The following is a 24,055-nucleotide window of genomic DNA, read 5'->3' as shown; positions in this document are numbered from 1 at the left end:
TCTGCAGGCTCAAGGATTTCAGGAGGATAGCGACCCGCTACGACAAGCGTGCCGACACCTTCCTCGCGGCCATATGCCTCGCCGCTTCCATCACTTGGTGGATCAATTGAGTCCCGACCCTAGAGCATATTCCGTAAGATCGGAACATGCTCTAGGCTTCGCCAGACGCTGGAATGAGAAAAGGGCGCTGCCGGGATGTCCCACAGCGCCCTTCCTTTTTGTTCAAACTGAAATCTCGGCTTAGCGGATGGTGACCTCCACCCGTCTGTTCCGCGGTTCCGAAACCTCGTCCGCTGTGGGCACCAGCGGATTGTTTTCCCCATGCGAGGTCGCTTCGACGAAGTCCGGGTCGAGGTCTCGACTGAGCAGAAGGTCGCGCACCACGTTCGCCCGGTCCAGCGAGAGGGCCGCATTGACGCTCGCGGCACCCAGGGTGTCGGTATGGCCCACGACGGCGATTCTGGGCGGCGTCTCGCGTTCGTCGATCGTACGCAATATGTCGGGGATCAGGGCCTGGGATTCAGGCGTCAGCTCCGAGGTGCCGGTTCTGAAGTAAAGCAGGAAGGTCACCGGGGGTTCCGGCTGGGCGTCGAGCGCTTCCCCGAAGACCTCCCGGATTTCATCCTCTTCAAGCACGAAGGGCTCGACCGGTTCCTGTCCGGCGCGGTCCAGTCCTGTTGCCTGACCGGCTTGATTGAGGGTCTGGGCCCCTGCCTCGTTCTGAACCTGGATCGCGCCGACCTTTCCGTCGTCGTCCTCCAGAAGAACGAAAAGGTTGTTCGGTGCACAGGCCGAAAGCGCCAGGAGGGCGAGGGCGGCGAGCCACGGGCGGATTGCGCGCAGCTCGAAGGCCTGCGACGGCCTTACTTGTGAAGGACTAGTCATCGACACGGGCCAGGAACTTGGTGCCGCGGACCGAGAGGGTCGCGACGGGCGTGACAACAGACACGGAGTCCGGCGAGAGCTTGGCGATCACGCCCGACACGTAAAGCAGCGTGCCTTTCAGCAGTTCGGTGACAAAGGACAGCTTCTCTTCCTTAGGCACAAACTCGAAGCTGGTCAGTTTAAGTTGTGATCCCGACCCCAGCGAAAGCTGGGAGTTGTCGATGAAAGTGATACCCATTGAGCCGCTGCCTTTGACGATCAGCAGGTCGGCGACGAAAACCGGATCACCGATGGCGATGGGCATTGTGCCTTCGCCGCGCATGACCAGCGTGGTTCCTTCCGCGCTTTTGAGATAGCCGATCGCATCATCGGCCCACGCGGATCCTGACTGCAGAAACAACAGCAGGATTGCGAGATTTCTGACTAATCGCACCCTAATTCCCCTCTCGTTTTTTATGCACTGTTTCACCACGGGGCACGACGGCCATGCGGCGAACCACAAGCCTTCTTATGCTGCGTGTATCGACGGGAAAAAACAAGAACGTCTGCGTGCATATGGACGCGTTTCCTCCTATGCGGGTATTTCTTTTGGAGACTTTTCAGTGTGTTGGAGAGATTTTTGCCGCGGCGGATCGCCGCAGGTTCAAGTTTGAGGCGACATTATGCCGCTCCGCAGTCCGCTTGGCAGCGGGTCTCATACTTTAGTAACTTCCGCCTGCCCGCCTCGGGCTCTTCAACTTCAAGACGCGGTTCGTCCGCGCCAGGCTTTGTGGTATGTTGTTTTGCACTTTTTTGCTCTGCGGAAAGCGAATCGAGATGAGATCTGACCGGATGTCTTTCAGGATTCCTGTTTCCGGCGCTTGCTCCTCCCGTGAGCGCAATCTGCGACATTTTCGCCAAATCGGACGATGTTGATTTATGTCAATGGATGAACAGGCCTGCCGATTTAGAAATAATGCATCTCTCACCTCCTTGTGCCAGAGGCGACGCCAAAGTTCGTCACCTCTGGTGCTTTTTTTGTTAGCATTCCGGGGGAACCGATGAATCCTTCCCAACATGCCGCTAAAGTACACCCGACGACTTACGTCGTCGGTGTCGCTCTTGCAGTGGGCTCGTTGCTTGGTCTTTTCCTGATGGCCAACGCAGCCGATCCTTACATGGCGTTTCACGGTCTGGTCTTTTTGCTCGCCTGTATCACCGGCGTGTTTTTATTAATTCACAAGCACTACAACGCTGCGCCCCTGGTCACGGCGGACGCTTCGAAGATCGAATACAACGAAGGCGTCGTGAAGGCAGGTATCATTGCCTCGGCTTTCTGGGGTATCGTCGGATTTCTGGTCGGCCTGATCATCGCCTTGCAACTGGCCTTTCCCGATCTGAACCTGGATCTGCCCTGGACGACCTTCGGGCGTTTGCGGCCGGTTCACACCTCGGCGGTCATTTTTGCCTTCGGCGGCAACGTCCTGATTGCCACCTCGTTCTTTGTGGTGCAGCGGACCTGCCGCGCGCGCCTGGCAGGCGAGGTTGCACCCTGGTTCGTCTTCTGGGGCTATCAGCTCTTTATCGTGATCGCCGCTTCGGGCTACGTCCTCGGCGTCACGCAGTCGAAAGAATACGCCGAGCCGGAATGGTATGCGGATCTCTGGCTGACCTTCGTCTGGGTGGTGTACCTGCTGGTCTTTCTGGGTACGCTCTGGAAGCGCAAGGAGCCGCATATCTATGTGGCCAACTGGTTCTACCTGGCCTTCATCGTAACCATTGCGATGCTGCACATCGTAAACAACCTGGCTTTGCCGGTATCGCTCGACGGGACGAAGAGTTATTCGCTCTTCTCAGGTGTGCAGGATGCCCTGACCCAGTGGTGGTATGGCCATAACGCGGTCGGGTTCTTCCTGACGGCGGGTTTCCTGGGCATCATGTACTACTTCGTGCCCAAACGCGCGAACCGGCCGGTATACTCCTACCGGCTGTCGATCATTCACTTCTGGTCGCTGATCTTCCTCTACATCTGGGCCGGACCGCATCACCTGCACTACACGGCACTGCCGGACTGGGCGCAGACCCTGGGCATGACCTTCTCGATCATGCTGTGGATGCCGTCCTGGGGCGGGATGATCAACGGCCTGATGACCCTGTCGGGAGCCTGGGACAAGCTGCGCACCGATCCGGTTCTGCGGATGCTGGTGGTTTCCGTCGCCTTCTACGGCATGAGCACCTTCGAAGGGCCGCTGATGTCGATCAAGGCGGTGAACTCGCTCAGTCACTACACTGACTGGACGGTCGGACACGTGCATTCCGGTGCTCTGGGCTGGGTGGCTTACGTCAGCTTCGGCGCGATGTACCATCTGATGCCGATCCTCTGGAAGCGTGAGCGCCTCTATTCGCTGCAGCTCGTTTCCGTGCACTTCTGGATCTCGACCATCGGCATCGTGCTCTACATCACGGCCATGTGGGTGTCGGGCATTCTGCAGGGACTGATGTGGCGGGCGTACGACAGCCTCGGGTTCCTTGAGTATTCCTTTGTGGAGACCGTGGAGGCCATGCATCCCTTCTACGTCATTCGTGCCGGTGGTGGAGCACTCTTCCTCATCGGAGCCCTGGTCATGGTCTACAACCTTTGGCGCACCGCCCGCGGCGACCTGCGTGACGAAAAAGGCCAGATCGCCACGACGCAGCCTGCCGCCGGTCAGCCGGCTGCGGCTCCAGCAGAATAGAAGGGGCGGAGACAGCTATGTTAGCCAAACATGAAATCATCGAGAAAAACTCGACCCTGCTGCTGGTTCTGATCCTGGTCGTGGTCTCCATCGGCGGACTGGTCGAGATTGCGCCGCTGTTCTATCTGGAGAGCACGATCGAGAAGGTGAAGGGTATGCGGCCATACTCTCCGCTGGAGCTGGTCGGCCGGAACATCTACATCCGTGAAGGCTGCTACAACTGCCATAGCCAGATGATCCGTCCGCTGCGCGACGAGGCCGAACGCTACGGTCACTACAGCCTCGCGGCGGAGAGCATGTACGATCATCCCTTCCAGTGGGGCTCCAAGCGGACCGGGCCCGATCTCGCGCGGGTCGGCGGACGCTACTCTAATGAGTGGCATGTCGCCCACATGATCAATCCCCGCTCGGTGGTGCCTGAATCGATCATGCCCGGCTATCCGCATCTTGCGACCACGGCCATCAGGACGGACGATATTGCCGCCCATCTGAGGGCCAATGCCGGTGTGGGCGTGCCTTACAGCGATGAAATGATCGAAGCCGCATTCGTCGACCTGATGGCGCAAAGCGATCCGGATGCCGACGGCGTTGATGAACTCATGGTGCGGTACCCCAAAGCGATCGTTGCCGACTTTGACGGCAATCCGGCCTTCGTGTCCGAACTGGATGCCATGATCGCCTATCTGCAGATGCTCGGCACGCTGGTCGATTTCGACAGCTACCAGCCCGAAGAAAACCTGCGCTGAGGAATGACGCCATGAATTATCAGGATGTTCTTTACTTCAGCGAGACCTACGGTCTGCTTTATCTGGTGCTGCTGTTCGCGATCGTGCTGGTCTATGCCCTCTGGCCGCGCAACAAAAAGAAGTTCGATGACGCGGCCAGAATGCCGCTGGAGGAGGATTGACCGTGGCAGGAATTAAAGAAACGGATGAGGTAACCGGCGTCGACACCACCGGTCACGAGTGGGACGGCATCAAAGAACTCAACAATCCTCTGCCACGCTGGTGGTTGTGGACCTTTTACGCCTGCTGCATCTGGTCCTTCGTCTATTGGATCTTCATGCCGACCTGGCCTCTGATCTCGGATCACACCCGCGGTTTTCTGGGCTACTCCAGCCGTGCAAACCTGACCGAGGCGGTTGCCGCGGCGCAAGCGCGTCAGAGCGTGTTTCTGGAGCGGATCGCGGCAGCGGAACTTGAGGAGATCCGCAATGACGCCGATCTTCTGAACTTTGCCCAGGCAGGCGGCGGTTCGGCCTTTGCGGTCAACTGTTCGCAGTGCCACGGCCAGGGTGCCGCCGGCTCGGTGGGCTATCCCAACCTGAACGACGACGACTGGATCTGGGGCGGCAGCCTTGAGGCGATCCAGGATACGATCCTCTACGGTATCCGCTCGGATCACGAGGACACTCGGGTCAGCGACATGCCCGCCTTCGGCCGCGACGAGCTGCTGAGCCGGGAAGAGATCCGCGACACTGCGGCTTACGTTCTCTCCCTCTCCGGCGCGGAGGCGGATGCGGAAGCGGCGGCCCGGGGCGAGGAACTCTATGTCGATAACTGTTCCGCATGCCATATGGAAGATGGAACCGGAAACCAGGATCTCGGCGCGCCCAACCTGGCGGACAGCCTCTGGCTCTATGGCGGCGACGAAGCCTCGGTGATTACCAGTATCAACACCGGTCGCGGAGGGGCGATGCCTGGATGGAGTACCAGGCTGGATCCGGTCACGATCAAACAGCTGGCTGTTTATGTTCACTCCCTTGGCGGCGGTGAATAAAGGCCGAGACACGCGATGACGGAGTCCGATTGCTTTTCTCTGGGGGCTGAGAAAGGCGGTAGTCGGATCCCGCATCGCCCGGTGGATCGCGTGTTGCATCCATCGGTGAAGGGGGTGTTTTTCGTTCCCGGCTGTTATGGCCGGGAACGATCGTGAGAAAGAGCCGGTCGCTTTTCACGGACTCTCTGTTGAGCGTGACTTAGTCTCTTACTCACTTGGATTGAGGACGGTACAGGATCTTGATGGTTTTTAATCAAGACGGGCCGTGCTCAGGTTACGCTTCGCACATATGGCCCTGCTGAGACGGGGCGAGACAAGGTGATGGTGGATCAAGTCAGAGAACAGGCCTATGACGGCGGCGGCGGTGTCGAACGCAGCCAGGCCACGGCGGTCAATACAGCGGAGCAACGCTCGCTCTACAAAAAGCGCGAGAAAATCTACCCCAAGGCCGTCTCGGGCACCTTCCGCAAGCTGAAGTGGGTGATTCTCGGCGTCACTCTATCGATATACTATCTGGCGCCCTGGATCCGCTGGGACCGTGGGCCCAACCTGCCGGATCAGGCAATCCTGATCGACATGCCCGCCCGGCGCTTTTACTTCTTCTTTATCGAGATCTGGCCGCAGGAGGTTTACTACCTGACCGGCCTCTTGATCATTGCGGCAATCGCGCTCTTTCTGATCACGACCCTCGCGGGACGGGTCTGGTGCGGCTACACCTGCCCGCAAACCGTCTGGACCGATCTCTTTTTCGCGGTGGAGCGTTTCATCGAAGGCGACCGTGGGGCGCAGATGCGGCTGGAGGCCTCACCCTGGAACGCCTCGAAGATCGGCAAGAAGGTCGCGAAGCATTCCATCTGGCTGATCATCGCCGCGGCGACCGGCGGTGCCTGGGTCTTCTACTTCGCGGACGCGCCGACTTTCCTGCCTCAGCTCTTTACCCTGGAAGCGCCCTTTGTTGCCTACGCCACCATCGCGGTTCTGACCGGCACGACCTATCTCTTCGGCGGACATGCGCGCGAGCAGGTCTGTACCTACATGTGCCCCTGGCCCCGGATCCAGGCGGCCATGCTGGACGAAGAGTCCCTGACGGTGACCTACCGGGACTTCCGTGGCGAGCCACGCGGGCCGCGGCGCAAAAATGCGCCTGTGGAAAACCTGGGTGACTGTATCGATTGCAACCAGTGCGTCGCGGTCTGTCCCATGGGGATCGATATTCGCGACGGTCAGCAACTCGAGTGCATTACCTGTGCGCTCTGCATCGATGCCTGTGACAATGTCATGGACAAGGTTGGTTTGCCCCGCGGTCTGATTGCATATGACACACTGGCGAACGTCGATGCGCGGTCACACGGCGACAAAGCGCGTATCCGCCTGATGCGGCCGCGCAGTATCATGTATATGGCTATTCTGGCGCTGGTCGGCGCGGTGATGCTGGTCTCCCTGGTCAGCCGTTCCGCGGTTGACGTCAACATTCTGCGCGACCGCAACCCGCTCTTCGTGACCCTGTCCGATGGCTCGATCCGCAACGGCTACACGGTCAAGATCCTGAACAAAGACCACGAACAGAAGGACTTTGCTCTGACGGTTGAAGGCGTGACCGGGGCGGAGCTCCAGGTGGTGGGATCCGAGCCTGAAGTTCTTGCGGTCCGGTCGGACCGCCTTGCGAGTTTCCGGGTATTCGTTACTCTTCCCCAAGGGGCGATGGCGGATGAGTCTCTTCCCTTTACCTTTGTCGTCACGGACAGCGCGACTCAGACCCAGACCCGTCACGACAGCATCTTCAGAGGGCCTGAACAATGAAGTTGAGCCTGCCGGAAAACCTGAATGGTTATCACGTCTTTGGTGCCTTCGCCGCGTTCTTCGGTGTGGTCTTTGCCGTAAATGGTTTCATGGTGTTTATGGCGTTGGACAGCTGGAGCGGACTCAGCACCGAGGATGCTTACCAGCGCGGCCTGCGCTACAACACGACACTCGAAGCGATGGAACACCGGGATGCGCTCGGCTGGCAGGAAAACGTCATCTACACGCCGGGCAGCCCGGATGCAGCGGCAACTGCTGATGCGGACTCTCAGAGCGAGAGTTATGGACGCATCACCCTGGAAATGCGCGACCGCGACGGCGCGCTCCTCGAGGGCCTGATCGTTGCCGGTCAGATCTGGCGCCCGACGAACGAGGGCTTCGACCGTCCGATCGAACTGGAGGCCGTCGGCGCCGGCCGCTACGAGACCGACGTGGCCTTTCCCCTGAAAGGCAATTGGCTGATCCGCCTTAGTGCACAACGCGATCCCAACCGGCACGACATTGCGCGCGCGGACGCCGCCGAGCATGAAGGCTTCATTTTCGGGATCGAAAAGCGGGTCAATGTCCAATGAGCGCCGGCATGGACTGCTGCCCCCCGGTTGACCTCGCGAAGGAGGCTGAACGCCACGAACACGAGGGTCTGCTGGCGACAGCCTGGTCCTTCGCGCGTTGTCTCGAGGGGGATCTCTACGATCTCAGCCTGGGGGTCTCGAACCTGCATTGCCCAAGCTGTATCAACCAGATTGAAAAGGGGCTCGCCGAACTGCCGGGCATCGAGCAGGCGCGGGTCAATCTCAGCACGCGGCGGCTCTTCGTGCGCTGGCGCGAGGATACGACCGGGCTCGCCGAGATCGTCTCGAAAGTGGATGGCATGGGCTACCGGCTCGCGCCTCTGGACAGCGGCAGTCAGGAAGAGTCGGGGAACCGCGAAGAGCGGGAGTTGCTGCGGGCCGTGGCGCTCTCGGGCTTTGCGGCGGCGAACGTCATGCTTCTGTCGGTTTCGGTCTGGAGCGGACTGGTTTCAGACATGGGGCCCGCGACCCGCGTCATGATGCACTGGATTTCCGCGCTGATCGCCCTGCCCACGGTGGTGATCGCCGGACGGCCGTTTTTCCGCTCGGCGGTGGGCGCTTTGCGCAGCGGCCATTTGAACATGGATGTGCCGATTTCGCTCGGCGTCACTCTGGCCGCGGGCATGTCGCTGGCGGAGACCATGCGCGGTGGCGAGCACGTCTATTTCGATGCTGCCGTGACCCTGCTGTTCTTCCTTCTGATCGGCCGCTACCTGGATCTGCGGATCCGCGGCAAGGCGCGTTCGGCGGCGGAGAACCTCATGGCCATGCGCGCCTCGAGCGCCACGGTGATCGATCCGGACGGCAGTCAACGCCGCGTGGCGGCGGCCCAGGTCGAGCCCGGCATGCTGGTGGCCGTGGCGGCCGGCGAGCGGATCCCGGTCGACGGCACTGTCGAGCAGGGGCAATCCGACGTGGATACAGCGCTGGTGACCGGTGAGTCCGTGCCCCGGACCGTGACCGCCGGCACGGAGGTCTTCGCCGGCACGTTGAACCTGAACGGCGCCCTGCGCGTCCGTGTGACCTCGACCGAAGATTCCACGCTGCTGGCCGAGATCGTGAACCTGATGGAGGCCGCCGAACAGGGCCGTGCGCGCTATCAGCGTCTGGCCGACCGGGTGGCGCGGGCCTATTCCCCGGTGGTTCATATCCTTGCCGCGGGAACCTTCCTGGGCTGGCTCTGGATCGGCGCGCTGGATTGGCAGCTCTCGCTGATGATCGCCGTGGCGGTGCTGATTATCACCTGCCCCTGCGCGCTCGGACTGGCAGTGCCTGCGGTTCAGGTGGCCGCCGTCGACCGTCTGCTGCGCAAGGGGATCCTGGTCAAGGCGGCGGATGGCCTCGAACGCCTGGCGCAAGCCGACGTGGTGGTCTTCGACAAGACCGGGACCCTCACTCTGGGGCAGCCGGAACTGATCAAGGGTTTGGAGGTTTCGCCGCAACGGCTTCAGTTGGCGGCGGGGATGGCCGCCGCCAGTAAACACCCCCTGGCGCGCGCCCTTTACCGGGCCGCCAAGGCGCAAGGGCCTGTGCCCACACTGCCGCAGACCGTGTCGGAGACACCGGGCATGGGGCTCTCCGTTCAAATGAACGGTTCGGAGCTGCGCCTCGGAAACCGGGTCTGGTGCGGGATCGGGGAGGGGGCCCAGGACGCCTCTGACGGCAGCGACCTGGATATGGAGCTCTGGCTGGCCAGCGAGGGCGAGCCGCCCGTCGCGTTCCGCTTCCGGGACGAACTGAGACCCGACGCGCGGCAGAGCATCGAAGCTCTGAAGGAACGCGGCCTGGCCGTCGAACTGCTCTCCGGCGACCGGCCCGGACCGGTGCGTCAGGTGGCCGAAACGCTCGGGATCGAGACCTGGCATGCGGAATGCCGTCCCGATGCCAAGATCGCCCGCTTGAAGGCACTCTCGGCCCAGGGCAAACGTGTGCTGATGGTCGGCGACGGCCTGAACGACGCGCCAGCTTTGGCCGAGGCGTTTGTCTCGATTTCCCCCGCCGATGCCTCCGCAGTCAGCCAGACGGCGGCGGATCTGATCTTTCAGGGCGACAGTCTGGATGCGCTGGTCGAAACCCATTCTGTAGCCGGTTCCGCACGGCGTCTCGTGTTGCAGAATTTCGCGCTGGCCTTTTCTTACAATGCGATTGCGGTGCCTTTCGCCGTTGCCGGATATGTGACGCCCCTGGTGGCCGCGGTTGCCATGTCCGCGTCCTCCATTGTCGTGACGGTCAATTCGCTGCGGCTTTATGCGATGAAGCGCCACACCGCGCCCGAGGCACCCCGGCAGAAATCGGCATCCACCGGCGTGCAGCCGACGCCGCCGGTCTCAGGTAGCCAGGCGGCCTCATGACGGCTCTGAGCTATCTTATTCCTGCCGCGCTCTTTCTGGGCCTGCTGGGCGTTGTGGCCTTCTTCTGGTCGCTCCGCTCGGGGCAGTTCGACGACCTGGACGGCGCGGCCCACCGTATTCTCTTCGATGACGACGAAGAGACCGATACGGATAAGAAAAAAACGCCCGGAGATACCGAGGCGGACAAGAAAAAAAAGACTAGAGAGCGCGGGGCTCTCTAGTCTTTTTGTCGTTCTATTCTCAGTCAGATCAGTGCCGTTCCTGGACCAGATCGCGGTAAGCGTACCACGTGGCGTGCCCGATCAGCGGGAAGGTAACGATCAGACCCACGAAGAGGGTGGCCAGTCCGCAGGCCGTGACCATGGCGACCAGCCAGGCCCAGACGATCATGGCTTTCAGGTTGTCCCGCACGGCGCGCAGGCTGACCAGAATGGCGGTGACTGCGTCGACGTTATGGAACACCAGCAGGGGAATTGAGACAACGCTGACGGAGAAGACCACCGCAGCGAAGAAACCGCCGACCACAGTGCCCACGGCCAGCATCGAGAGACCTTCGAGGGTGAAGAGCAAAAGCTGGGTTGCTTCTTCGAGGGGCGGTATTTCAAGGGTTCCGAAGAAGAGGGCGAAAAGCAGGGTGGCGATCCGGATCCACGCCAGGATCATCAGGGTCAGGAGGACGCCGATATAGGCGAGCTGACCCGGCGAGCGGGTTTTGACGAAAAGCGCGCTTTTCAGGTCCACGTCTTCGTTATGGGCATGCCGCCGGCTGATTTCGTAAAGCCCGACCGCCAACATGGGACCCAGGAGCATGAAACCTGCGATCATCGGCAGCAGCAGATACTCGAGACCAGAGAGGAAGAGGCCTGCCGAGACGCAAAAACTCGCGATCGTCAGCAGCGCACCATAGGTCAGCGATACGCCGGGCGCACGCCAGAGGTCGCTCCAGCCCGCTGCCAGCCATTTCCAGGGTTGTTCCATGGTGACGGGCCGGATCGTGAAACGCGGCGCGTGTCCGCTGACCTGAGCGGTATCCTGTGAACTCATTAACTCTCCTCCCTAGAAGTCATTCGCGCATGCCGATTGCAGGATAACGCAAAGCCGCGGTATCCCCCTAGAAGTTAATCTCGCCCAGGTCGGCCGGCGCATCATTGACGTGTATCAATGCCACGGCAATGAACGCGTCTTAGATTGAAACAACCGGATGCGCCCTTGCGTTACTCAAGCGCATCTTCCCTCAGTTAAGGAATGTAAGGAGAAGCTCATGAGTGAACATCGCCTTGTATCCTGGCCCTGGTCGAAGGCTTCCGGAACTCCCAAGGCAGCAACCCGTCCGCTGGTCGAACTGCAGGATCATATGAACCATCTCTTCGACGAGCTCTGGGCAGGTTTCGACGCTTCGGGTTTTCCGGGCCGGGTTTTCGCCGATAAGGGCGAAGCTGCCGGTTACCTGAATCCAAGCACCGATCTCAAGGAGACCGATGAAGGCGTTTCCATGGAAATGGAACTGCCCGGTCTTGAGGAGAAAGACATCTCTGTCGAGATCAAAGGCGACCGGATCGTGGTCACGGGAGAAAAGAAGGAAGCGAAAGAGGAAGAAGATAAGGAAAAGGGATACCGTCATATTGAGCGCAGCTACGGCAGCTTTCAGCGCAGTTTTGGATTGCCGCCTTCCGCTGACACTTCGAAGGCGTCCGCGGCTTTCAAGAACGGCGTACTGACGGTCTCCATCCCGAAGAATCCAAAAGAAGTGGAAGCGGCCAAAAAGATCGAGATTGCGGCCGGCTGACCGCGCATTAAATAACTGGCCGGGTGCGGGCACTCGGATGGCTTCAGCTTTGCGCCCGGCCTCACTTGAATTTCGAGGACTTTGCGTCCCCGCATTACAACCCCTTCTCTGTCATGCCAGACAGCGAAACTTTTGACCCTTTTATCACCGGAGCGATTATGACCTACAAAGACATCCTCGTTTATCTCGATGACTCTGCGGCCTGTGAGAAGCGCGTTCAGGCGGCCATCGAACTGGCACGGTCTCATGACGCTCATTTGACGGGGCTGGCGCTGGACGCCGGGATCACCATGGCGGCCTATATGGAAGTTCATGTGCCCGACGATATTCTCAAGCAGATGCGGCAGCGTGAGCACGAACGGGCGGATCTGGTTTCGAATGACTTTCGCAAGACCGTGGAGCGTGCCGGAGTCAACAGCGACTGCCATGTCGTCAGGACCACAGATGTGGACGCGGCCCGGACCATCGCCGAGATGTCCCGCTACGCCGATCTCGTCGTGCTGGGACAGGTCGACGACCGCAAGAGCGAGCCGCTTGGCGGCACCAGGCTACCCGAGGATGTGATCCTGGCGGCGGGCCGCCCGGTTCTGATGGTGCCTTACATCGGCGCCGGAAAAACCCTTGGCGAGCATGTCCTGATTGCCTGGAATCCGGGCCGGGAGTCCGCGCGCGCGGTTGCCGACGCACTGCCGATGCTCAAACGGGCGAAGTCCGTCACCGTCCTGTCGGTCAATCCGGTCGTGGGACGCGGCGCTCATGGAGAGCGGCCCGGCGCCGACATCGGCCGGCACCTGGCGCGCCATGGTATCAAGGTGACCGTGGATACGGTCAACACCGATCAGGTCAGCGTCGCGGACGCCATCCTGGCCTATGTCTCTGACAATGCCGTCGACATGATCGTGATGGGTGCTTACGGCCGCTCGCGTCTGCGCGAGATCGTACTGGGTGGCGTGACGCACGAGCTCCTGCAGCACATGCCGGTGCCCCTTTTGATGTCGCACTAGATCCAGGCCATCGCAGGTAGGGTTTTGAAAGAGGGATTGCAGCGGGCAATCCCTCTCTTTGTGACTCTTGCTTACCCAGCGCGGATCTTTGCGGTTGACCTGTCTCATTGATCCGCAGTCTGCGATCGGCAAGAGTTACGTCTCACCCTGTTCATCTACAAACACATGACGGCTTTGGAAGGAATCTATGGAGCGCGGCCCAATGGGCGGACAGACGCTGTCTTCAGCGGAGAAAAATCTCTCGGTATCGCCGTCTGAACAGATGTGTGCTCCCAGCCAGAAGCGTCCCTGGCATGCTATTTCCGTAACCGAGGTCATTGCGGCGCAGGACAGCGGGCTGAATGGTTTGAGCACGGCGGAGAGCGAAAGGCGCCTGATCGCGTTCGGCCAGAATCTTCTGCTTCAGCCCAAACGCCGTGGCGCGCTCTCCAGGTTTTTGGCCCAGTTCAACAATCTTCTCATTTATGTCCTCTTGGGTGCGGCCCTCGTTACCGCGGCGCTGGGACACTGGATCGACGCTCAGGTGATTCTGGCTGTCGTCTTGATCAATGCCGCGATCGGCTTTGTCCAGGAGGGTAAGGCCGAGCGTGCCCTGGAGGCGATCCGCAGCATGCTGGCACCCGCCGCCAGCGTGATCCGGTCGGGGGCGCGGATCACCATTCCGGCCAAGGATCTGGTGCCCGGCGACGTGGTATTGATCGAGGCCGGTGACCGGGTGCCCGCGGATCTGCGGCTCTTCGACCTCCAGGGGCTCAAGGTCGACGAATCGGTGCTGACGGGTGAATCCGTCCCGGTCGCAAAGGACACCGAAGCAGTCGCAGAGACCGCCACCCTTGGTGACCGTCTCTCGATGGCTTTTAGCGGCACCCTGGTAACTTATGGCCAGGCGCGGGGCGTCGTTGTCGCCACCGCGGGACACACAGAAATCGGCCGGATCAGCGGTATGCTGACCGAAGTCACGACTCTGCAGACGCCGCTGCTGAGCCAGATGGCGGTGTTCGCCAAGTGGCTGACGGCTGGCATTCTGACGCTTGCCGCGATGGTCCTGGCCTTCGGGCTACTGGTGCGAGATTACGGTTTTTCGGAAATCTTCATGGCGGTTGTCGGCTTGTCGGTGGCCGCAATTCCCGAGGGTCTTCCGGCGATCCTGACGATCACACTTGCGATCGGCGTACAGGGCATGGCACGGCGCAAGGCTATCGTGCGCCGATTGCCTGCCATCGAGACCCTTGGCTCGGTTTCGGTGATCTGTTCCGACAAGACCGGGACCCTGACCCGGAACGAGATGACGGTGGCTTCGATCGCGACCGAGCGGCGGATCTTCGATGTCAGCGGTGTCGGCTACGCGCCGCAGGGCCGGTTCTCGCTCGAGGGCGCGGACATCGACCCGCAGGCCTATCCTCTGTTGCGCGAAGTCTGCCTGGCGGGTCTCTTGTGCAACGACGCTGAGCTGCGGGAAGCCGATGGCCGTTGGGTCATCGATGGAGATCCGACCGAGGGCGCCCTGGTGGTCGCGGCAGCGAAAACCGGCAGTGATCTGGGCTTCGAGCGCCGGACTTGGCCGAGGCGCGATGCAATCCCCTTCGATTCCCAGCACCGCTTCATGGCCAGCCTGCATCATGACCATGAAGGCCATGTCCGGATCGTGGTCAAGGGCGCGCCGGAGCGTCTTCTGGAAATGTGTTCCTGGCAACGGAACGGTGACGAAGACGGCGCGCTCGACCAGCGGTACTGGAGTGAGACCGCGGAGAAAATCGCCGCGCGCGGCCAGCGGGTTCTTGCGGTTGCCGCAAAGCCCGGCAGAGATTCGCAGATTGATCTTAAATTCGGGGACGTGGAAGACGGATTGACCTTTTTGGGACTCTTCGGCCTGATCGATCCGCCCCGCGAGGAAGCGATCGCCGCCGTCGCCAATTGCCGTGCCGCGGGAATAGCGGTCAAGATGATCACCGGTGACCATGCCGGCACGGCGGTTGCCGTGGCGCGGCAGCTTGGCCTGGAAAACGCGGATGCGGTCCTGACCGGTGCGGAGCTCGACGCCATCAGCGATGAGAATCTGGGACGGCGTGTATACGAAACAGCGGTTTTTGCCCGGACCAGCCCGGCGCACAAACTGCGTCTGGTCGAGGCTTTGCAGTCCGAGGGTGGGGTCGTCGCCATGACCGGCGACGGCGTCAACGATGCGCCCGCCCTCAAGCGCGCCGACGTCGGCATCGCCATGGGGCTCAACGGCAGCGAGGCGGCAAAGGAAGCCGCCGAGATGGTGCTGGCCGACGACAACTTCGCGACCATCGCCGATGCGGTCTCGGAAGGCCGGCGGGTCTACGACAACCTGAAGAAGGCTATTCTCTTTATCCTTCCGACCAATGGGGCGGAAGCCTGTGTTCTGATCGGTGCGATCCTTCTGGGAAGCACACTGCCCATCACCGCCGTTCAGATCCTCTGGGTCAATATGGTGACCGCGGTGACCCTGGCGCTGGCGCTGGCCTTTGAGCCCGCCGAAGCCAACATCATGGAACGTCCGCCGCGGCCGGCCAAGGAAGCCATCCTGTCGCCCTTCCTCCTCTGGCGGACCGTCTTCGTGTCGCTCCTCTTCACAGGCGCGATTTTCAGTGAATTCATCTTCGCTCAGTCTCAGGGCGCATCCGTCGAGCAGGCGCGGGGCATCGCCGTGAACACACTGGTGGTTCTGGAGATTTTTTATCTCTTCTCCGTGCGCTATCTCAAGGGCCCCTCAATCACCTGGCGCGGTGTGATAGGAACACCGGCCGTCCTGATTGCGGTCGGCGTCGTGATCGCTCTTCAGGTGCTCTTCACCTACCTGCCGTTCATGCAGTTGCTGTTTGGGGTCCGGTCCCTCGATCTGCTGCAGGGGCTTCAGATTATCGCCATCGGCGTCGCGGTCCTGCTCGTGCTGGAGCTTGAGAAGTGGGGCTACCGCGCCGTCATGAACGCTGTGCAGAGGAGGTGATCGGACGGCTGCTGCCCGCCGTTTGTTTTCGTACAGTAGATTTTTGCGCGCTTTTCAGGCAGCCTTATGCATAGAAAGCGATTGGTTCGCTCGCAGGAATACTTGGGGAAGGGAGCTTATGTCTTGGTTCAAGCGCAAGGCGCGCAGTAAAGTCGAGAGCAGCGGTCCGGTGATTTCAGCGCCCATGGGTGCGGACTTTATGAACAATGCCATGGCCGGGGGGCAGGCCAAGCCGAAGGAAGTCGTCTTTGCGGGACATGGTTCCTTCAACACGGTGACCGACAAGAACTATCCCAAAGTGCGTCTGCCGCCGAGCGTGACCATGGTCTTCTGGTGTCATCATGGTGAGGCTCTCCTGAACACGGTCGGGGCTTACATCGAGTCGCGCAAGGACGTTCAGCAGCTTCCCGACCACCTTCTGGAGATGATCGCCGCCGACGGCAGCAACCCGGACGTGCCGGTCATCGTGCGCGGGGGCGAGGAAGTCTGGAATTACCGTCTGACCTATCCCTCGGGCCTGAGCCTGGGCAACAATCCCGCATCCGTTCCGTCATCGGTTTACAACCCGCCCGTGGCGCCCAGCAGCGCGGCGACGGTGCCGCGTGGTGTCGTCGGCGACCGCCGCTACTGCGTGGTGCCGCCCTTGTCCGGCGATATCGGCGACCGGGGCGTGCCGATCATTGCACTGCTGGCAGGCAACTGGAATATCTGTGACGGTGCGATTGTGCATTGGTGTGCCTGCCGCTCCATCGCCGACCGCTAGAGCAGATCCGGTTTAGATGGCATCGCCTTCGGCGATCCGTCGTACCGGTGAATCTGCTCTGACTATAAGATGTAGAGCGGGTTCACATGTTTTAGCGAAAACACAGAGTGCTTCCGTTAAAACATGACGCGCTCTAGCGTTCATTGCGTCAGAGCTTGTCGCGCAGGGCGTAGTAGAGCATGCCCAAGACCAGTCCCGGCCAGCGCAGCAGGGTGCCGCCGGGAAAACGCCGTGTCGGGATGCGGGCGAAGACATCGAAACGCTCGGCGGTTCCGGCCACGGCTTCCGCGATCAGCTTTCCGGCCAGCGAGGCCATGGCGACCCCATGTCCCGAGAAGCCTTGCACGAAGTAAATGTTTGAAGAGAGGCGGCCGAAATCAGGCATGCGGTTTAAAGTGATGGCCAGCGTGCCGCCCCAGGAATAGTCGATCCGTTTGCTCTCCAGCTGGGGATAGACCCTCAGCATGTATTTGCGCACGAAACCCGCGATATCCGGGGGAAAGCTGCGCCGGTAATTCTCGCCGCCGCCGAATAAAAGACGCCGGTCGGCGCTGAGCCGGTAGTAGTCGATGACGAATTTGGTATCCGCAACCGCCACGTCGTCGCGGATGAGCTCTCCGGCCAGTGCTTCACCCAAGGGTTCGGTGGCCAGGATAAAGTTGTTGATCGGCATGATCTTGCCCGCCAGCCGCGGCTCGAGACGCTCCAGATAGCCGTTGCAGGCCAGGACCACATGGTGGGCGATCACCTGATGGCCGTTGCAGGCGATCCGGCAGACCGCACCATCCTGATAGCCGGTAACGCGCGAAGCCTCAAACAGGCGTGCGCCTGCGTCATCGGCGGCCCCGGCGAGGCCGAGCGCGTAGTTGAGGGGGTGCAGGTGCGCCGAGTCACTGTCCAGGATACCGCCGTGATAGCGGTTGGTCCCGAGCATCGCGCCGATCTCTTCCCTCGAGACGCTGCGCAGATGCGCATAGCCATACTCCCGCGCCAGCTTCTCGACATAGGGCTCGAAGTCAGCGGCATCCGCCGGCTTGGAGGCCGCGTGCAGGATGCCCGGCTTAAGGTCGCAATCGATCTTGTGCCTGGCGATCCGCGTTTTCACCACAGTCTTGGATTCTTCGGCCAGATCCCATAGGTGCCGGGCGTCGGCGATGCCCAGCATGTCCTCCAGGACGTCCTGCTCCTGCCGCTGGCCGCTCCCGACCTGTCCGCCGTTGCGTCCAGAGGCGCCCCAAGCGATCCGGTTGGCCTCCAGCAGGATGACGTCGTACCCGCGCTCGGCCAAATGAAGTGCGCTGGAAAGACCACTGTAACCGCCTCCGATTACGCAGACATCGCAGGAGCTGTCCTCGCTCAGCGAGGGATAATCGCTGTGCCGGTTTGCCGTTGCGGCGTAGTAGGACTTTGCGTGGGCTTCCGCTGTCATTGCGCTTCGGTGATCTGATTGCGGCGACAGATCACCAAATAGAAGACTCCGGCTCTGGGGTAAAGACCAGAGTCGGCGATAAAGCCAGAGTTTGCGTGGGTGTCAGTCGAGGTCCGGGTAAGCGACCTCGGTCATGAGGTCCGCGAGCTCGACATAGACCTTGATCCAGACCGCCTCCGCTTCGGGTGTGAATTCGTCGCCGAGCATTTCGGAAAGTAACTGGATCAGGACTTCACCGACGATCGGATAGTGCTCTTTTTTCACCCCGTAGGCGACGTGCCGCATTGCCAATCCCTCCAGCATGGGCGCCAGGGATTCCATGTTGTGCAGTTCGGAGACGATAATGCCGAGCTTGCTCATCAGCATTGTGCCCTGGCGCCCGATGTCATTTGTGAACAGGATGTGCGCCTCGGGATCTTTCTCGAAGAGGATCTTGTAGAAGCGATCGCCGGCCTGCTCGCTCTTGACCGCGATTTCGCGAAAGCTGTCCCGTAAGAGCTGCACTTCTTGGATGGTGAGCGCCATTTGCATCTCCCAATGCTTCAGTTACACACTCACATGCGCAACTGCACTCAGGAATGCAATCCTGAGTGGTATTGTGCAGCTACATGCTTATTAAGTATTTGTATTATATGTATTTGTATCATATATGGTTTTATTATTGCAGACGCGTGACCGCCTGCGCGCGCCGCACGCCTTTGATTAGTTACACTCAAAGTTGTCGGGGTTGAACCCGCGAAAAAGCATAAGCATTATGCATTTTTGCATGATGTGTCCGGGGAGTTGGAGGAATGGACTGGGATAACTTAAAGGTGGCGCTGGCGATCAGCCGCCTGGGATCCTTGACACAGGCGGCATATATGCTCGGAATTGACCAGTCAACGGCCGGGCGCAGGCTTTCCGCGCTTGAGGCGGACCTCGGTGTCATTCTTTTTGTGCGTTCGAAAACCGGCTTTGCTCTGACAGACGCCGGTCAGGCTGCGATTGCAAAGGCGATCGATGTGGAGCGCCGGGTTGAGCAGTTAAAAGATGCGGTGACCTCGGCGGATTCCGGGCCGGTCGGCATTGTTCGTTTGCTTGGCAATGCCTGGACGATCAGCCGCTTGAGCCGCCTGGTCATGGCGCCGTTTTTAGCCAAGCACCCGCGCCTCGATCTTCGCACTGTCTCTCATGTCCCACGCAGCCTCGTCCGCGGCGAAGCGTCTCTGGCGCTTTGGTTTGAGGTCGAGCCGCGGGACGGCGCGTTTGCGATCAAGCTCGGCGAAGTGCCCTACGCGGTGTACCGCTCACGCTGGGCGAAGTCCGATCAGCTCGGCTGGGTGTCGTTTTACGACGAAGATGCTCTGCGCCCTAACATCACCCGCACCCAGAGCCGGATCAGGAGGCGGAATGAACCGGTCCGACTGACCGCCACGGATGCCGGTATCGTGTTCGAGGCCATCCGCAATGGCGTGGGCAAGGGGCTGGTGCCCATGTGCCTGGCCGAGCAGGACGATGAATTGGTTCGGATCGGCGAGGGGGAACCTGAACTGATGCGGGACCTTCATCTGCACGCGCATCCCGATACGGTACAGACCAAGCGTGTTCAGGCGACGATCCTCTGGCTCCGCGAGTCCTTTAATCAGGTTTTTCTGCCGCCGCAGTAATTGCAGTTTCAGCCTTTAAGAGGTTTCAGCCGGACCTACAGGTTTGAATTCCCGTTCAAACATCTCGGCGGTCATGAATCCCGTCAGCCCGTTTTCAAAGCGCAGAAAGTAACCGCCGTTCACCGGCTCATGGCGTGCTATCCACTGCTGTGTCACCTCGATCGGATCGAGAGTGATGTCCTCGGGAATCAGGCAATAGAGCGCGTCATGTTTTAACGGAAACACTCTGTGTTTTCGCTAACACATGTGAACCCGCTCTACATCAAACAGTTAGAGCAGACTCACCGGTACGACGGATCGCCGAAGGCGATTCCATCTAAACCGGATCTGCTCTAGATGTAAGTCGAGACGCTGGTGATCTTGATTGCGTCGACGTCCAGGGAGCCGTGGTGCCGGCGGTATTTTGCCATCTTCCTGCTGAGCCAATTGCTTCTCGGACCTGATCGCTTCACGGCGTGACGACGCCTTGATTCAACTCTGCAAAAAAGTCCGGCACCTGCGGGAAGACCCTCTGTGTGATTTGGTCCAGGTGCCGGAAGTCAGGTCATTCGAATTCAAAATTTCATTTGTCTTGCGCTGCTACCGCGCAGCTGTGAGATCTCAAAAAGGGGCCAAAGTCTGACGAAGAATTCCGGCCTCCAGACTGCCGTTCAGGTCGGAGTCGACAAAACGCAACGAAGCCTGCGCACTTTTGGCGCGTTGGCTTTCGCCGGCAAAGGATGGTGTTTCGGTAACTGTTGCGGCGCGGGTTGCACCGGCGGCAAATGTTGCAAGGGCCGCGACTGACACGGCGCCTGCAAAGCTTAAGGCAAATAGTTTTTTCATAACTGAACCCTCCAGTTTCTTGACAGGAAGGTAAGTTCGGTCATGTGTCGCGTCATTCCCCAAAAAGTGTATAGGGCTATGCGTTTATGAAGGACCGGGTTGTGCGGTGAAGAGGGGTGGGCATCGGAGTTTCTGCGCCCGGAGTATTGTCAGAACATCTCGAAGATCAGAAGCCGGTCCGGCGACGCAATTTCAACGCGGCAGACCGCCGCGCCCAATTTGTCAATCTCTGCCGTGACGTAATAAAGGCCGGCTTCGATGTATCCGGCATCGCAACCGCGCTCCTGCATTTGTGCGCCTGCGCCCGGTGTGATCCGGTATCGCAGGGTCATCTCCGTCTCGCCTTTGACAGGCAGCAAGATGGTTGCCTTGTCGCCCGCCGGCAGATTCTCGAGGGTTTCGCGCCCGCCTTGAAACTCGATCTCAATACCCTCGAGCGGCCAGGGACTCGTGTTGACGATTTGCAGCGATGTTCTGCCCGCCCAGATCAGGTTGGGAATGAAGAGGGCGGCCAGGAGACCCACCACAACAATGACGGCGGCGATGGTTTTGCGCCCGCTCATACCCTTGACCAATAGACCGCTCATGCTTTCCTGCACCTTTGGAAATCCCACCGCTTTGACGGTCAAAAATAGATCTGCTCGGTCCCGCATGCAAATCCGGTCCTCCAGCGCGGATCGCGTTCCGCCGAGGGGATCTGTTCTAGGGTCTGTTGAGGTTCAGGATACCGCCGGGGTTGGCCAGAGCTAAATCAAGATTAGGAGCGAGGAGGCAGAACATGTTGGGCATATTCAACGATGAGCGACGCGAGCTTGATTTAGCTCTGGCCAATCCTTTCAGGACGGATCATATATTTTCAGCACTTGCGTCGCGAGCGCCTTGTGTGGGGCCCGCCACATGGCGCCACTCGCTCCTAACCGCTGAAAACATATGATCCGCCACGACGATATCCTGAACCTCAACAGACCCTAGGGCCGGCCCGAGGCAGCCTTTGTAAAGCCTAGCGGGTACGGATGGATCGGCGAATGCCGCTCAGTACGACAGGCGCTGGGGGCGCTTTCCGTTGTCAGCTCTCCTGCGGTTCAAGGGCCCGGAAGCCCCCAGGGTGCCTCGCTTCGCGCTTCACGGGCCTTGATCCGCCATAGATCCAGATTCGGAAATCACTAGATCCAGTTGCCGCGACGACTGGCTTTTCCGGCACGCCATGTAATATTGGCTCTAGCGAACTCCTGAACTGGCCCTATCTGCCCGGCGTGACTCTCGTCATTTTCCCGGTGCCCCCAGGGTGGCCCCTGGAACAGAGGCTTTTCAAATGAGAGTTCAAGCAGGGAAGGACACGCCGATGACTTCGGGCAGCAAGCAAATTACCGTTGAGGATCTCGTCGCGACCTTCGACGCCTTCAACAAGCATGACGTCGAAGGTGTCATGAAGGCTTTTGCGGAAGACTGTGTTTTTTATCCGGTCGGCGGTCCCGAAGTCTACGGCTCGAAGATCGAGGGCGCGGACGCCATCGCGGCGGCTTTCTCCGGTGTCTGGGCGGCCATGCCCGATGCCCATTGGGACCATCACAGCCATTTCGTCTACGAAGACCGCGCGGTGTCCGAATGGACCTTCAGCGGCACCGATAAAGACGGTATGCGCGTCGAAGCCGAGGGTGCAGATCTCTTCACTCTGCGCAACGGCAAAATCGTCGTCAAGCAGGCGCTTCGCAAGAACCGCCCTCTCTTCAAGGCGTGACCCGCCATGTCCGTCGTCATGCAGCCCGGAGGCACGGCGCCTGAAGTGGGAGGACATCTGATGGCCGATCAAGTCCTACAAACCAGAGATACCGCAGCGCCAGGCGATAAGCGTCCGAAGCACTGGCCGAAAAGCAGTTACGATCCGCGCTACGACCCCCTTGTTGACCGGGGGCCGGGCCATAACCGTGACTATGCCCCGACCTATTGGGTCGGTACGGCGGGGGCGCCGCCCGAGGACGATGGACCCATCTCGCAGGATGTCGACGTGGATGTCGCGGTCGTTGGTTCAGGCTACACCGGGCTGAGCTGCGCGATCCATCTGGCCAAGGAACACGGCATCAAGGCCGCCGTGCTCGACGCCAACACCCTGGCCTGGGGCTGCAGCACCCGCAACGGCGGGCAGGCGCAGATCTCCTCCGGCCGCCTCAAGCGCTCCGAGTGGATCAGGCGTTGGGGTCTGGATGTCGCCAAAGGCCTGCATGCGGAAGTTTCCGAGGCCTTCGATGTGTTCCGGGACCTGATTCTTTCCGACGACTTCGACTGCGATCCGCAGCGGGGCGGGCATCTCTACATCGCGCACAATCAGCGTATGAAGGCGATGATCGAGCGGGAATCCGAGTTGCTGAACAGCGCTTTCGGCTACGGCACCCGCATTCTGTCCCGTGAAGAACTGCACCGGGACTTTGTCAAAGACGAGGAAGGCCTTGCGGCCATGCACGAGCCGGACGGCATCGGCATTCACGCGGCCAAGCTTGCCTTCGGCTACATCAAACTGGCGCGGAAGCTGGGTGCGACCGTTCATCCTTCCAGTCCCGTCATGGGCTGGAAGACGGTCGACGGCGTGCATCACCTGACCACGCCCGGCGGAACCGTGCGGGCCCGCGCCGTGGCGCTCGCGACAGCAGGCTACACACCGCCGGGCCTGCATAACCGCACCAAGAACCGTCTGATGCCGGTTCTCTCCAATTCGATCGTCACCCGGCCGCTGACCGACGAGGAGCGCGACGCCTGTAACTTCAAGACCAATATGGTGCTGACCGACACCCGAACCCTGCGCCACTACTACCGTCAGCTGCCCGACGGGCGGGTTCAGATCGGCAGCCGCAGCGCGATCACCGGCGCGGACGCAGAGAACCCGAAACATCTGGCGTTGCTGCAGGAAGGCCTATACCGAAAGTTTCCGGTCTTGCGCGGGATCGATCTGGATTATTCCTGGTGGGGCTGGGTGGACGTCAGTCACGACATGATGCCCAGGATCTTTCAGCCCGACCCCAGGCAGTCGATTTTCTATGCGCTGGGCTACGGCGGGAACGGGGTGATGTATTCGGCACAGGCCGGCCGGCGCATGGCGCAGATGGTGGCCGGGAAGGGAGGGGGACTGGATCTGCCGATCTTTACCTCACCCTTGCCCAGCCACGGCGTCCTGACGCCCTTCCGCCGGATCGGCCAGCGGGCGATGTATGTCTGGTACTACCTGAACGACGAGAAACGAAAATAGAAACCGAACCTGAACCCGTCGGAACGAGGGTTCAGAACTTCACCTCAGGGGAGCAAGGCGAAACGTCTTCCGCCTGATGACGACAAGAGAGGGATAGACATTATGAAGATGACGACGGAAGAAGCCTTTGTGAAGGTTTTGCAGATGCATGGTATTGAGCATGCCTTTGGGATTATCGGGTCAGCGATGATGCCGGTATCGGATTTGTTTCCGCGCGCGGGCGTGACTTTCTGGGACTGCGCGCATGAGACCAACGCGGGCATGATCTGCGACGGCTATACCCGCGCGACCG

24 protein-coding genes and 1 pseudogene are annotated in these 24,055 nt (G+C 60.4%); 17 read left to right on the top strand and 8 right to left on the bottom strand.

Features of this window, described 5'->3' with window-relative positions:
• Positions 1-110 (top strand): annotated as a pseudogene (locus FKG95_RS30295) (IS5/IS1182 family transposase); the annotation flags it as partial.
• A 130-nt stretch (positions 111-240) separates the two neighbouring features.
• Here FKG95_RS30295 and FKG95_RS29225 read toward each other — a convergent pair.
• A complete protein-coding gene (locus FKG95_RS29225; RefSeq protein ID WP_142900009.1) occupies positions 241-885 on the bottom strand; it encodes an OmpA family protein in 645 nt (214 codons plus the stop codon).
• On the bottom strand, positions 878-1,318 hold the full coding sequence (locus FKG95_RS29220) for a FecR family protein (RefSeq protein WP_142900008.1): 441 nt from the start codon (positions 1,316-1,318) through the stop codon (positions 878-880). Before FKG95_RS29220 ends, FKG95_RS29225 begins: the two co-directional genes overlap by 8 nt.
• A gap of 607 nt (positions 1,319-1,925) precedes the next feature.
• Between FKG95_RS29220 and ccoN the strand changes: the two genes are divergently transcribed.
• From ccoN to ccoS, 8 genes are all read left to right on the top strand, one after another.
• Positions 1,926-3,599, top strand: coding sequence for a cytochrome-c oxidase, cbb3-type subunit I (gene ccoN / locus FKG95_RS29215; protein WP_142900007.1), 1,674 nt, complete (start codon positions 1,926-1,928; stop codon positions 3,597-3,599).
• Between the two features lie 17 nt (positions 3,600-3,616).
• Positions 3,617-4,345 (top strand): cytochrome-c oxidase, cbb3-type subunit II, encoded by a 729-nt coding sequence (gene ccoO, locus FKG95_RS29210; RefSeq protein WP_142900006.1) that lies wholly within the window; start codon positions 3,617-3,619, stop codon positions 4,343-4,345.
• Between the two features lie 11 nt (positions 4,346-4,356).
• On the top strand, positions 4,357-4,506 hold the full coding sequence (locus FKG95_RS29205; RefSeq protein ID WP_142900005.1) for a cbb3-type cytochrome oxidase subunit 3: 150 nt from the start codon (positions 4,357-4,359) through the stop codon (positions 4,504-4,506).
• A gap of 2 nt (positions 4,507-4,508) precedes the next feature.
• Positions 4,509-5,378: a cytochrome-c oxidase, cbb3-type subunit III gene (gene ccoP, locus FKG95_RS29200; protein WP_142900004.1), complete on the top strand. Its 870-nt coding sequence runs from the start codon at positions 4,509-4,511 to the stop codon at positions 5,376-5,378.
• Between the two features lie 321 nt (positions 5,379-5,699).
• Entirely contained in the window at positions 5,700-7,178 is a 1,479-nt protein-coding gene (gene ccoG / locus FKG95_RS29195) for a cytochrome c oxidase accessory protein CcoG (protein WP_142900003.1), read from the top strand.
• Complete coding sequence (locus tag FKG95_RS29190) at positions 7,175-7,750, top strand: FixH family protein (protein WP_142900002.1); 576 nt, start codon at positions 7,175-7,177, stop codon at positions 7,748-7,750. The genes ccoG and FKG95_RS29190 overlap by 4 nt, the downstream gene beginning before the upstream one ends.
• Positions 7,751-7,758: 8 nt before the next feature.
• Positions 7,759-10,101 (top strand): heavy metal translocating P-type ATPase, encoded by a 2,343-nt coding sequence (locus FKG95_RS29185; protein WP_179954337.1) that lies wholly within the window; start codon positions 7,759-7,761, stop codon positions 10,099-10,101.
• A complete protein-coding gene (ccoS, locus tag FKG95_RS29180) occupies positions 10,098-10,322 on the top strand; it encodes a cbb3-type cytochrome oxidase assembly protein CcoS (RefSeq protein ID WP_142900000.1) in 225 nt (74 codons plus the stop codon). Before FKG95_RS29185 ends, ccoS begins: the two co-directional genes overlap by 4 nt.
• Before the next feature lie 28 nt (positions 10,323-10,350).
• On the opposite strand, the gene FKG95_RS29175 is transcribed toward ccoS, so the two are convergent.
• Complete coding sequence (locus FKG95_RS29175) at positions 10,351-11,145, bottom strand: DUF2189 domain-containing protein (protein ID WP_142899999.1); 795 nt, start codon at positions 11,143-11,145, stop codon at positions 10,351-10,353.
• Between the two features lie 217 nt (positions 11,146-11,362).
• On the opposite strand from FKG95_RS29175, the gene FKG95_RS29170 reads away from it, so the two are divergent.
• The 4 genes from FKG95_RS29170 to FKG95_RS29155 all read left to right on the top strand — a co-directional run bounded on the left by FKG95_RS29170 (position 11,363) and on the right by FKG95_RS29155 (position 16,625).
• Positions 11,363-11,887: an Hsp20/alpha crystallin family protein gene (locus tag FKG95_RS29170; RefSeq protein WP_179954336.1), complete on the top strand. Its 525-nt coding sequence runs from the start codon at positions 11,363-11,365 to the stop codon at positions 11,885-11,887.
• Between the two features lie 158 nt (positions 11,888-12,045).
• A complete protein-coding gene (locus FKG95_RS29165) occupies positions 12,046-12,891 on the top strand; it encodes a universal stress protein (RefSeq protein WP_179954335.1) in 846 nt (281 codons plus the stop codon).
• A gap of 187 nt (positions 12,892-13,078) precedes the next feature.
• Complete coding sequence (locus tag FKG95_RS29160) at positions 13,079-15,862, top strand: cation-transporting P-type ATPase (RefSeq protein ID WP_246116945.1); 2,784 nt, start codon at positions 13,079-13,081, stop codon at positions 15,860-15,862.
• A 118-nt stretch (positions 15,863-15,980) separates the two neighbouring features.
• A complete protein-coding gene (locus FKG95_RS29155) occupies positions 15,981-16,625 on the top strand; it encodes a putative adhesin (RefSeq protein ID WP_142899996.1) in 645 nt (214 codons plus the stop codon).
• A gap of 148 nt (positions 16,626-16,773) precedes the next feature.
• On the opposite strand, the gene FKG95_RS29150 is transcribed toward FKG95_RS29155, so the two are convergent.
• Both FKG95_RS29150 and FKG95_RS29145 read right to left on the bottom strand, forming a co-directional pair.
• Positions 16,774-18,054 (bottom strand): NAD(P)/FAD-dependent oxidoreductase, encoded by a 1,281-nt coding sequence (locus FKG95_RS29150; protein WP_142899995.1) that lies wholly within the window; start codon positions 18,052-18,054, stop codon positions 16,774-16,776.
• A 102-nt stretch (positions 18,055-18,156) separates the two neighbouring features.
• Positions 18,157-18,579, bottom strand: coding sequence for a globin domain-containing protein (locus tag FKG95_RS29145; RefSeq protein WP_179954334.1), 423 nt, complete (start codon positions 18,577-18,579; stop codon positions 18,157-18,159).
• Positions 18,580-18,845: 266 nt separating this feature from the next.
• Between FKG95_RS29145 and FKG95_RS29140 the strand changes: the two genes are divergently transcribed.
• Positions 18,846-19,700, top strand: coding sequence for a LysR family transcriptional regulator (locus FKG95_RS29140; protein WP_142899993.1), 855 nt, complete (start codon positions 18,846-18,848; stop codon positions 19,698-19,700).
• 15 nt (positions 19,701-19,715) lie between these two features.
• On the opposite strand, the gene FKG95_RS29135 is transcribed toward FKG95_RS29140, so the two are convergent.
• The 3 genes from FKG95_RS29135 to FKG95_RS29125 form a co-directional block, all read right to left on the bottom strand.
• Entirely contained in the window at positions 19,716-19,925 is a 210-nt protein-coding gene (locus FKG95_RS29135; RefSeq protein WP_142899992.1) for a hypothetical protein, read from the bottom strand.
• A gap of 375 nt (positions 19,926-20,300) precedes the next feature.
• A complete protein-coding gene (locus FKG95_RS29130) occupies positions 20,301-20,525 on the bottom strand; it encodes a hypothetical protein (RefSeq protein WP_142899991.1) in 225 nt (74 codons plus the stop codon).
• 149 nt (positions 20,526-20,674) lie between these two features.
• Positions 20,675-21,112 (bottom strand): hypothetical protein, encoded by a 438-nt coding sequence (locus FKG95_RS29125; protein ID WP_142899990.1) that lies wholly within the window; start codon positions 21,110-21,112, stop codon positions 20,675-20,677.
• 725 nt (positions 21,113-21,837) lie between these two features.
• Here FKG95_RS29125 and FKG95_RS29120 point away from each other — a divergent pair.
• The 3 genes from FKG95_RS29120 to FKG95_RS29110 form a co-directional block, all read left to right on the top strand.
• A complete protein-coding gene (locus FKG95_RS29120; RefSeq protein WP_246116944.1) occupies positions 21,838-22,263 on the top strand; it encodes a nuclear transport factor 2 family protein in 426 nt (141 codons plus the stop codon).
• A gap of 60 nt (positions 22,264-22,323) precedes the next feature.
• On the top strand, positions 22,324-23,763 hold the full coding sequence (locus FKG95_RS29115; protein ID WP_142899989.1) for an NAD(P)/FAD-dependent oxidoreductase: 1,440 nt from the start codon (positions 22,324-22,326) through the stop codon (positions 23,761-23,763).
• A gap of 102 nt (positions 23,764-23,865) precedes the next feature.
• Positions 23,866-24,055, top strand: a 190-nt coding sequence (locus tag FKG95_RS29110; RefSeq protein ID WP_246116882.1) for a thiamine pyrophosphate-binding protein, incomplete at its 3' end; no start/stop codon positions are given.

This window comes from Denitrobaculum tricleocarpae, assembly GCF_007004665.1.
GTDB lineage: Bacteria > Pseudomonadota > Alphaproteobacteria > Kiloniellales > Kiloniellaceae > Denitrobaculum > Denitrobaculum tricleocarpae.
Note: the sequence above shows the minus strand (reverse complement) of the source record. Positions and strands in the feature narration are given on the sequence as shown.

What these genes read in the sequence shown, in the direction of transcription:
- FKG95_RS29165 (WP_179954335.1), top strand. Translation starts at nt 12,046, where the DNA reads ATGACCTACAAAGACATCCTCGTTTATCTCGATGACTCTGCGGCCTGT.
- ccoG (WP_142900003.1), top strand. Translation starts at nt 5,700, where the DNA reads ATGGTGGATCAAGTCAGAGAACAGGCCTATGACGGCGGCGGCGGTGTC.
- FKG95_RS29115 (WP_142899989.1), top strand. Translation starts at nt 22,324, where the DNA reads ATGGCCGATCAAGTCCTACAAACCAGAGATACCGCAGCGCCAGGCGAT.
- FKG95_RS29160 (WP_246116945.1), top strand. Translation starts at nt 13,079, where the DNA reads ATGGAGCGCGGCCCAATGGGCGGACAGACGCTGTCTTCAGCGGAGAAA.
- FKG95_RS29125 (WP_142899990.1), bottom strand. Translation starts at nt 21,112, where the DNA reads ATGAGCGGTCTATTGGTCAAGGGTATGAGCGGGCGCAAAACCATCGCC.
- FKG95_RS29120 (WP_246116944.1), top strand. Translation starts at nt 21,838, where the DNA reads ATGAGAGTTCAAGCAGGGAAGGACACGCCGATGACTTCGGGCAGCAAG.
- FKG95_RS29205 (WP_142900005.1), top strand. Translation starts at nt 4,357, where the DNA reads ATGAATTATCAGGATGTTCTTTACTTCAGCGAGACCTACGGTCTGCTT.
- FKG95_RS29190 (WP_142900002.1), top strand. Translation starts at nt 7,175, where the DNA reads ATGAAGTTGAGCCTGCCGGAAAACCTGAATGGTTATCACGTCTTTGGT.
- FKG95_RS29225 (WP_142900009.1), bottom strand. Translation starts at nt 885, where the DNA reads ATGACTAGTCCTTCACAAGTAAGGCCGTCGCAGGCCTTCGAGCTGCGC.
- FKG95_RS29175 (WP_142899999.1), bottom strand. Translation starts at nt 11,145, where the DNA reads ATGAGTTCACAGGATACCGCTCAGGTCAGCGGACACGCGCCGCGTTTC.
- FKG95_RS29150 (WP_142899995.1), bottom strand. Translation starts at nt 18,054, where the DNA reads ATGACAGCGGAAGCCCACGCAAAGTCCTACTACGCCGCAACGGCAAAC.
- ccoO (WP_142900006.1), top strand. Translation starts at nt 3,617, where the DNA reads ATGTTAGCCAAACATGAAATCATCGAGAAAAACTCGACCCTGCTGCTG.
- FKG95_RS29155 (WP_142899996.1), top strand. Translation starts at nt 15,981, where the DNA reads ATGTCTTGGTTCAAGCGCAAGGCGCGCAGTAAAGTCGAGAGCAGCGGT.
- FKG95_RS29140 (WP_142899993.1), top strand. Translation starts at nt 18,846, where the DNA reads ATGGACTGGGATAACTTAAAGGTGGCGCTGGCGATCAGCCGCCTGGGA.
- FKG95_RS29185 (WP_179954337.1), top strand. Translation starts at nt 7,759, where the DNA reads ATGGACTGCTGCCCCCCGGTTGACCTCGCGAAGGAGGCTGAACGCCAC.
- FKG95_RS29170 (WP_179954336.1), top strand. Translation starts at nt 11,363, where the DNA reads ATGAGTGAACATCGCCTTGTATCCTGGCCCTGGTCGAAGGCTTCCGGA.
- ccoN (WP_142900007.1), top strand. Translation starts at nt 1,926, where the DNA reads ATGAATCCTTCCCAACATGCCGCTAAAGTACACCCGACGACTTACGTC.
- FKG95_RS29130 (WP_142899991.1), bottom strand. Translation starts at nt 20,525, where the DNA reads ATGAAAAAACTATTTGCCTTAAGCTTTGCAGGCGCCGTGTCAGTCGCG.
- ccoS (WP_142900000.1), top strand. Translation starts at nt 10,098, where the DNA reads ATGACGGCTCTGAGCTATCTTATTCCTGCCGCGCTCTTTCTGGGCCTG.
- FKG95_RS29145 (WP_179954334.1), bottom strand. Translation starts at nt 18,579, where the DNA reads ATGGCGCTCACCATCCAAGAAGTGCAGCTCTTACGGGACAGCTTTCGC.